Origin of the sequence: Streptomyces sp. (genome assembly GCF_050698815.1) — a bacterium.
Classification (GTDB): Bacteria; Actinomycetota; Actinomycetes; order Streptomycetales; family Streptomycetaceae; genus Streptomyces.
Window position 1 is genome coordinate 1 of record NZ_JBOHCV010000333.1, and the last position, 8110, is coordinate 8110.

The window sequence follows — 8110 nt, forward strand, 5'->3', positions numbered from 1 at the left end:
ACCACCTTCGGACGCCGCACCGTGGCGGTCGGCGGCAACGCCGAGGCGTCCCGGCTGGCCGGCATCGCCGTGCGGCGGCAGCGGCTGCTGCTGTATCTGCTCTCCGGTCTGTGCTGCGGCATCGCCGCCTTCATGCTGATCGTCCTCACCGGGTCCGGTCAGAACACCAACGGCAACCTCTACGAACTCGACGCCATCGCCGCCGCGATCATCGGCGGCACCCTGCTCAGCGGGGGCCGGGGCACCATCACCGGCTCCGTGCTCGGCGTCCTGGTCTTCACCACGATCACCAATCTGTTCGCGCTCAACAACCTCCAGAGCGACGTCCAGCAGATCGCCAAGGGGGCGATCATCGTCGCCGCAGTCCTGGTCCAGAAGGGTCGTAAGACGACATGACTGACAAGACCGAGAACCAGCGCTCCTCCCGCCGCAGCATGCTCTTCGGTACGGCCGCCGCCGGCGCCGCTCTCCTCGGCGCGGGCTGCACCAGCAACAAGAGCAACGACAAGGCGGACGAGGCCGGCCAGGCCGACGTCGCCGACGACAAGCCCGGCAAGAAGGTGACCATCGGCTTCGCCGGGCCGCAGGCCGACCACGGCTGGCTGAACGCCATCAACGACCAGGCCACCGCTCGCGCCAAGAAGTACGAGGACGTCACGCTGGAGGCCACCGAGGGCTCCAACGACAACGCCCAGCAGGTCGGCCAGATCGAGACGCTGATCAACAAGAAGGTCGACGTCCTGGTCATCCTCCCCGCCGACGGCAAGGCGCTGACCCAGGTCGGTCTGAAGGCGATGCGCGCGGGCATCCCCGTGGTCAACCTCGACCGGATCTTCGCCTCCCAGCAGGCGTACCGCTGCTGGATCGGCGGCGACAACTACGGCATGGGCCTCAACGCGGGCCGCTACATCGGCGAACAGCTCAAGGGCAAGAAGAACGCCAAGGTCGTCGAACTCGCGGGCATGGACAACCTGGAGCTGACCCGGGAGCGCACCAAGGGCTTCGACGCCGCGCTCAAGAACTACCCCAACGTCAAGAAGGTCGCCCGCCAGGCCGCCGAGTTCACCGTCGAGTCCGGTCAGTCGAAGATGGCGCAGCTGCTGCGCGCCGAGCCGAAGTTCGACGCGCTGTGGAACCACGACGACGACCAGGGCGTGGGCGCGGAGCGCGCCATCAAGCAGGCCGGCCGGGACGAGTTCATCATGGTCGGCGGCGCGGGCTCCCGGCACGCCATGGACGCCATCAAGTCCGGTGACGGCGTGCTCAAGGCCACGGTGCTGTATCCGCCGACGATGGCCGCCTCCGCCATCGATCTGGCCCGCGCCCTGGGCCAGGGCAAAGGCGTCGGCGGCCTCGCCGAGTTCGAGATCCCCGCCTCGATGACGCTCTACTCGGCCGTCGTCACCAAGGACAACGTCGACGAGTACCTGCCCACCGGTTTCAAGTAACCGGCCGGCCACCGCCGTCACCGCCGCCGTACACGGGTGCCTGGTGCCGGGAGGGGCACCAGCCGGCGCCCGGCCGCCACCCCCACCGCGTACCCCCGAAAGGGAGGAGCCCCATGTCCCACGACACCGCCATGCCCGTCCCCGTGCCCGCCGGCGCCGATCCGGCCGGATCCGGCCCGGCCGGGTCCGCTCCCACGCTGGGCGTGGGAATGGTGGGATACGCCTTCATGGGAGCGGCCCACTCCCAGGGCTGGCGCACCGTCGCCCGTGTCTTCGACCTGCCGCTCACCCCGGCCATGACGGTCGTGTGCGGGCGGGACGCTCAGGCCGTACGGGCGGCGGCCGGACGGCTGGGCTGGAGTGACGCCGAGACCGACTGGCGGGACCTCATCGCCCGTACGGACGTGCAGCTCGTCGACATCTGCACCCCAGGCGACAGCCACGCCGAGATCGCCGTCGCGGCCCTGGCGGCGGGCAAGCACGTGCTGTGCGAGAAGCCGCTCGCCAACTCGGTCGCGGAGGCGGAGGCGATGGCGGCTGCCGCCCAGGAGGCCCGTTCGCGCGGGCAGTTGGCGATGGTCGGCTTCAACTACCGCCGTACGCCCGCGCTCGCCTTCGCCCGGCACCTGGTGACCGAGGGCCGGCTGGGGGAGCTGCGGCACGTACGGGTGACCTACCTGCAGGACTGGCTCGTCGATCCCGCCTTCCCGCTGGCATGGCGGCTGCGCCGGGAGGCGGCGGGCTCGGGCGCACTCGGTGACCTGGGCGCGCACGCCGTCGATATCGTCCAGCACCTGGCGGGCTCGCCGCTGGCCGGTGTCTCGGCGCAGACCGAGACCTTCGTGACCGAGCGTCCGCTGCCCGGCGCCGGAGCCGGCGGTGCGCTCGGCCCCGTCACCGTGGACGACGCGGCCCTCTTCACCGGGCGGCTCGCCTCCGGAGCGCTGGCCTCCTTCGAGGTCAGCCGGGTCGCGGCGGGACGCAAGAACGCGCTGCGGGTCGAGCTGAACGGCACCCGGGGTTCCCTCGTATTCGATCTGGAAAGGCTCAACGAGCTGCACTTCCACGACCATACGGACGCCGCGGCGGAGTCCGGCTTCCGCCGGATTCTGGTCACCGAGGCCGATCATCCCTACCTGGAGGCGTGGTGGCCGCCCGGCCACGGCCTCGGCTATGAGCACACCTTCGTCCACCAGGCCCGCGACCTGCTGAACGCCATCGCCGCCGGCACCGACCCCGGACCCACCTTCGCCGACGGTCTCCAGGTGCAGCGGGTGCTGGCCGCCGTCGAGGAGAGTGCCGGCAAGAACAGCGTCTACACCCCCGTCCCCGGCTGAACCGCGACCCGGCCGGGTCACCCGCCCGTACGAGTCATCAGGAGGCTCCGCATCATGCCCAGACAGTTCACTCTCTTCACCGGCCAGTGGGCGGACCTGCCGCTGGAGGAGGTCTGCGCACTGGCCCGCGACTTCGGTTACGACGGCCTCGAACTGGCCTGCTGGGGCGATCACTTCGAGGTGGACCGGGCACTGGCGGAGCCCGGCTATGTGGACGGCAGACGGGCGCTGCTGAAGAAGTACGGGCTGCGCTGCTGGGCGGTCTCCAACCACCTGGTCGGGCAGGCCGTCTGCGACCACCCGATCGACGAGCGGCACCAGGGCATCCTGCCCGCCCGCATCTGGGGCGATGGCGAGCCCGAGGGAGTACGGCAGCGGGCGGCGGCCGAGATGAAGGACACCGCGCGGGCCGCGGCGGCGCTGGGCGTGCGTACCGTCGTCGGTTTCACCGGTTCCTCGATCTGGCATCTGGTCGCGATGTTCCCGCCGGTGCCGCCGCACATGGTGGAGCGCGGGTACGAGGACTTCGCCGAGCGGTGGAATCCGGTCCTGGACGTCTTCGACGCGGAGGGCGTGCGGTTCGCCCACGAGGTGCACCCCAGCGAGATCGCGTACGACTACTGGACAACTCACCGCGCCTTGGAGGCGATCGGCCACCGGCTGGCCTTCGGGCTCAACTTCGACCCCAGCCACTTCGTCTGGCAGGACCTGGACCCGGCGGGCTTCCTCTACGACTACCGGGACCGCATCTACCACGTCGACTGCAAAGAGGCCCGTACCCGCCTGGACGGCCGCAACGGACGGCTGGGCTCGCACCTGCCGTGGGGCGACCCGCGCCGTGGCTGGGACTTCGTCTCGGCCGGGCACGGCGACGTGGCCTGGGAGGACGTCTTCCGGATGCTCCACTCCATCGGCTACGACGGGCCGGTGTCGGTGGAGTGGGAGGACGCCGGGATGGACAGACTCGCCGGGGCGCCTGAAGCGCTGCGGCGGCTGAAGGCGTTCGACTACGACCCGCCCACCGCGTCCTTCGACGCGGCCTTCAGCAGCTGAGGTGCCCCATCTTTGTCCATATGATGGACGAAGCCAACTTGACCTATGTCAAAGGGGTTTCCGTACCGGACGAAGATGGCTACGGTCCTTGAGATGTACCGGACATGAACCGTGTTTCCCCCTCGCAGGTCTCCCGCAGCAGCCGGCCCCCGGTACGTAAGGGCCCGGCCCCGATTCCCACTCCGGCGCGACGGCGCGCGCCTGTGCCTACTCAACGGTCAACGACTCATTCGTCACTCACCGTTCTCCCTCCCAGGAGGAGCCGCGTGCACAGGATCATCCGCACCCTTTCCCAGCCCCACGGCAACAGATCGCCCCGACCGCGCCGGACGCGCGCCACGGTCCGCGCTCGCCTCGCCGTCCTGCTGTCCACCGTGCTGGTGGGCAGTGCGCTCACCCTCGGCAGTGCGCCGGCCGGCCAGGCCGCGCCGCCGACTGCCCCCGAGAGCAAGGCTGCCGCCGACTTCCAGCAGGTCACCCTGGCCAAGGGTGTCGCCGAGACCGGCGAACCGATGACGCTCGCGGTGCTGCCCGACGGATCGGTCCTGCACACCGCGCGCGAGGGCACGGTGCGGCTGACCGACAAGAACGGCACCACGAAGGTCGCGGGTGAGATCCCCGTCTACAGCCATGACGAGGAGGGTCTGCAAGGCGTCGGCATCGACCCCGACTTCACCGAGAACCGCTTCGTCTACCTCTACTACGCACCTCCCATGAACACCCCGGAGGGCGATGCCCCAGAGACGGGCAATCCCGACGACTTCAGGCCCTTCGACGGCGTCAACCGGCTCTCCCGCTTCGTCCTCGGCGAGGACGGCACCCTCGAGACGGACAGCGAGAAGAAGATCCTCGAGGTCCCCGCCAGCCGCGGTCTGTGCTGCCACGTCGGCGGTGACATCGCCTTCGACGGCGACGGCAACCTGCTGCTCTCGACGGGTGACGACACCAACCCCTTCCAGTCGGACGGCTATTCGCCGATCGACGAGCGCGCGGACCGCAACCCGTCCTTCGACGCGCAGCGCAGCTCGGGCAACACCAACGACCTGCGCGGCAAGATCCTCCGCATCAAGGTCAAGGCGGACGGCTCCTACGACGTCCCCGACGGCAACCTCTTCGCGCCGGACACCGACAAGACCCGCCCCGAGATCTACGCGATGGGCTTCCGCAACCCCTTCCGGATGACCGTCGACAAGCCCACCGGCATCGTCTACGTCGGCGACTACGGTCCCGACGCGGGCTCCGCCGACCCGGCACGCGGGCCTGCGGGACAGGTCGAGTTCGCCCGCGTCACCAAGGCCGGCAACTACGGCTGGCCGTACTGCACCGGCAAGAACGACGCCTACACCGACTACGACTTCGGCACCGGCGACTCCGGGGAGAAGTTCGACTGCGCCGCCCCGAAGAACACGTCGCCGAACAACACCGGGCTCACCGACCTGCCCGCCGCCGAGTCCGCCTGGATCCCCTACGACGGCGCCTCGGTGCCCGAGTTCGGCGACGGCTCCGAGTCTCCGATGGGCGGCCCCGTCTACCGCTACGACAAGGACCTGGACTCGGAGGTGAAGTTCCCCAAGGAGTACGACGGCGACTTCTTCCCGGGCGAGTTCGGCCGCCGCTGGATCAAGCGCATCGAGCAGGACAAGGGCGGCGAGGTCAGCGCCATCAACGCCTTCCCCTGGGACGGAACCCAGGTGATGGACATGGAGTTCGGGCCGGACGGCGCGCTGTACGTACTCGACTACGGCACCGGCTTCTTCAACGGCGACGAGAACTCCGCGGTCTACCGGATCGATAACGCCACCGACGGCCACAGCCCCGTCGCCGAGGCGAAGTCCGACAGGACCAGCGGGCAGGCACCGCTGGAGGTCGCCTTCTCCGCCGAGGGCAGCGACGCCGACGGCGACGCGCTGACCTACCGCTGGGACTTCGGCGACGGCGCCACGTCCGACAAGGCGGACGCCACCCACACCTACACCGAGAACGGCACCTATTCCGCGACCGTCACCGTCACCGACCCCGGCGGCCGCACCGGCAGCGCCGGCGTGATCGTCACCGTCGGCAACACCGCGCCCACGGTCGAGCTGAAACTGCCCGCCGACGGGCAGCCGTTCGGCTTCGGTGACGAGGTGCCCTTCGAGGTGGAGGTGACCGACCCGGAGGACGGCGAGATCGACTGCTCCAAGGTCGAGGTCAGTTACATCCTCGGCCACGACAGCCACGGTCACCCGATCACCTCGGCCAAGGGCTGCTCCGGCACCCTCAAGACCCCGGCCGACGGCGAACACGACCCGAACGCCGACATCTTCGGCGTCTTCGACGCCCAGTACACCGACAACGGCGGCGGCGGCCAGGATCCGCTGACCACGCACGCGCAGAGCATCCTGCAGCCCGAGCACAGGCAGGCCGAGCACTTCACCACCTCCGCGGACGGCGTGAACGTCGCGGACGCGGCGGGCGCCGAGGGCGGCCGTGCCGTCACCGGCGCGGAGAACGGCCAGTGGATCGCCTTCGAGCCGTACGCCCTGGGCGACCTGACCGAACTGTCCGCCCGTATCGGCACCGGCGGTGCGGCGGGCGGAGCCGTGGAGGTACGGGCCGGAGCACCCGACGGCACCCTGCTGGGCACTGCGGAGACCGGCACCGGCGACGGCTGGCGTGAGGTGAGCACCGCGATCGAGAACCCGCCCGCCGGGACCGGGCAGCTCTACCTCGTCTTCAAGGGCGGCTCCGGTGACCTGTTCGACCTGGACAGCTTCAAGGTCACGACGAGTTGAGGGGAGGAGAACCGATGAGACACACACGAAGGAGAGGCATCAGAAGCTCGGTGCTCACCGCCGCGGCCTCCGCGGTGCTGCTGCTGGGCGTCACGGCGATTCCCGGCCAGGCGGCGACGCCGCCGGACAAGCCGCGCGCGGACGAACACATCCTGGTCTTCTCCAAGACCGCGGGTTTCCGGCACGACTCCATCCCGCGCGGCATCGCGACCCTCCGGCAACTCGGCGCCGAGAACGGCTTCACCGTGGACGCCACGGAGGACGCCGGCGCCTTCACGCCGGACAACCTCGCCGCGTACGACGCCGTGGTCTTCCTCTCCACGACCGGCGACGTGCTTGATGAGGAGCAACAGGCCGCCTTCGAGGGCTACATCGCGGAGGGCGGCGGCTACGCCGGCGTGCACGCGGCGGCCGACACCGAGTACGACTGGCCGTGGTACGGCGGGCTCGTGGGCGCTTATTTCGACTCGCACCCGCTGATCCAGCCCGCCACGGTCGAGGTCGAGGACCGCGCACACCCGGCCACCTCCCATCTGGGCGACAGCTGGCAGCGCACCGACGAGTGGTACAACTACCGCACCAACCCGCGCGATCGCGTGCACGTGCTGGCCGCCCTCGACGAAGGCTCGTACACGGGCGGGAACATGGGCGGTGACCACCCCATCGCCTGGTGCCAGGAGTACGAGGGCGGCCGCGCCTTCTACACCGGCTCCGGGCACACCAAGGAGTCGTACAGGGACGCCGCCTTCCGTGCGCACCTGCTCGGCGGCGTCCGCTACGCGACCGGCGCCGCCGACGCCGACTGCCGCCCGGAGAACGGCTATGCGCCGGTCTACGACAGCGGCACCGGACTCGGTGAGTGGCGGCAGGCGGGCCCCGGACGGTTCGAGGAGGCCGGGGACGGCACCCTCACCACCGTCGGCGGCATGGGCCTGTTGTGGTACGGGACCGAGCAACTGTCCGGCTATTCACTCAAGTTGGACTGGAAGCTGACCGGAGACGACAACTCCGGCGTCTTCATCGGCTTCCCCGCCTCCGACGACCCCTGGTCGGCGGTGGAGCGCGGCTACGAGATCCAGATCGACGCCACCGACGCACCGGAGAAGACGACCGGCGCCGTCTACGGCTTCCAGTCGGCCGACCTCGCCGCACGGGACGCGGCGCTCAACCCGCCGGGGGAGTGGAACACCTACGAGATCCGTGTCGAGGGTGAACGTCTCCAGGTCTGGCTCAACGGCGTACAGATCAACGACTTCACCAACACCGACCCCGCCCGCAGCCTGACGGACGGGCATCTCGGACTCCAGAACCACGGCGACGAGGACGAGGTGGCCTTCCGCGACATCCGGCTCAAGGACCTGAAGGGAGACCACGGCGCGCACGACAGCCGTCCGGCCCACGCCGGATGACGAGCCGCAGCCGGCGGCCCGTCCGCCCGGCGACCCATGGCCCGAGGGGGGCCGTGGGTCACCGGGCAAGCGGCGGGTGAGGAGTACGC

At 70.1% G+C, this 8110-nt stretch carries 6 protein-coding genes; all 6 read left to right on the forward strand.

The genetic code is table 11. The features are described from left to right. The coding region (locus ACRDP3_RS12225) for an ABC transporter permease (RefSeq protein WP_431516927.1) at positions 1-396 on the forward strand (396 nt) is incomplete at its 5' end. Continuing rightward, positions 393-1448 carry a substrate-binding domain-containing protein gene (locus ACRDP3_RS12230; RefSeq protein WP_431516928.1) on the forward strand — a complete coding sequence of 352 codons (1056 nt, stop codon included), beginning with the start codon at positions 393-395 and terminating at the stop codon, positions 1446-1448. The genes ACRDP3_RS12225 and ACRDP3_RS12230, both read left to right, overlap by 4 nt. A gap of 131 nt (positions 1449-1579) precedes the next feature. Continuing rightward, a complete protein-coding gene (locus tag ACRDP3_RS12235; protein ID WP_431516931.1) occupies positions 1580-2785 on the forward strand; it encodes a Gfo/Idh/MocA family protein in 1206 nt (401 codons plus the stop codon). Between the two features lie 54 nt (positions 2786-2839). Continuing rightward, positions 2840-3838, forward strand: coding sequence for a sugar phosphate isomerase/epimerase family protein (locus ACRDP3_RS12240; protein ID WP_431516929.1), 999 nt, complete (start codon positions 2840-2842; stop codon positions 3836-3838). 362 nt (positions 3839-4200) lie between these two features. Next, positions 4201-6612 (forward strand): PQQ-dependent sugar dehydrogenase, encoded by a 2412-nt coding sequence (locus ACRDP3_RS12245; RefSeq protein ID WP_431516932.1) that lies wholly within the window; start codon positions 4201-4203, stop codon positions 6610-6612. Between the two features lie 14 nt (positions 6613-6626). Then, positions 6627-8021 carry a ThuA domain-containing protein gene (locus ACRDP3_RS12250; RefSeq protein ID WP_431516930.1) on the forward strand — a complete coding sequence of 465 codons (1395 nt, stop codon included), beginning with the start codon at positions 6627-6629 and terminating at the stop codon, positions 8019-8021. The last annotated feature ends 89 nt before the right edge of the window (positions 8022-8110 follow it).

Bases quoted from the DNA above. Each gene is read 5' to 3' on its own strand.
- ACRDP3_RS12230 (WP_431516928.1), top strand. From the start codon at position 393: ATGACTGACAAGACCGAGAACCAGCGCTCCTCCCGCCGCAGCATGCTC.
- ACRDP3_RS12235 (WP_431516931.1), top strand. From the start codon at position 1,580: ATGCCCGTCCCCGTGCCCGCCGGCGCCGATCCGGCCGGATCCGGCCCG.
- ACRDP3_RS12240 (WP_431516929.1), top strand. From the start codon at position 2,840: ATGCCCAGACAGTTCACTCTCTTCACCGGCCAGTGGGCGGACCTGCCG.
- ACRDP3_RS12250 (WP_431516930.1), top strand. From the start codon at position 6,627: ATGAGACACACACGAAGGAGAGGCATCAGAAGCTCGGTGCTCACCGCC.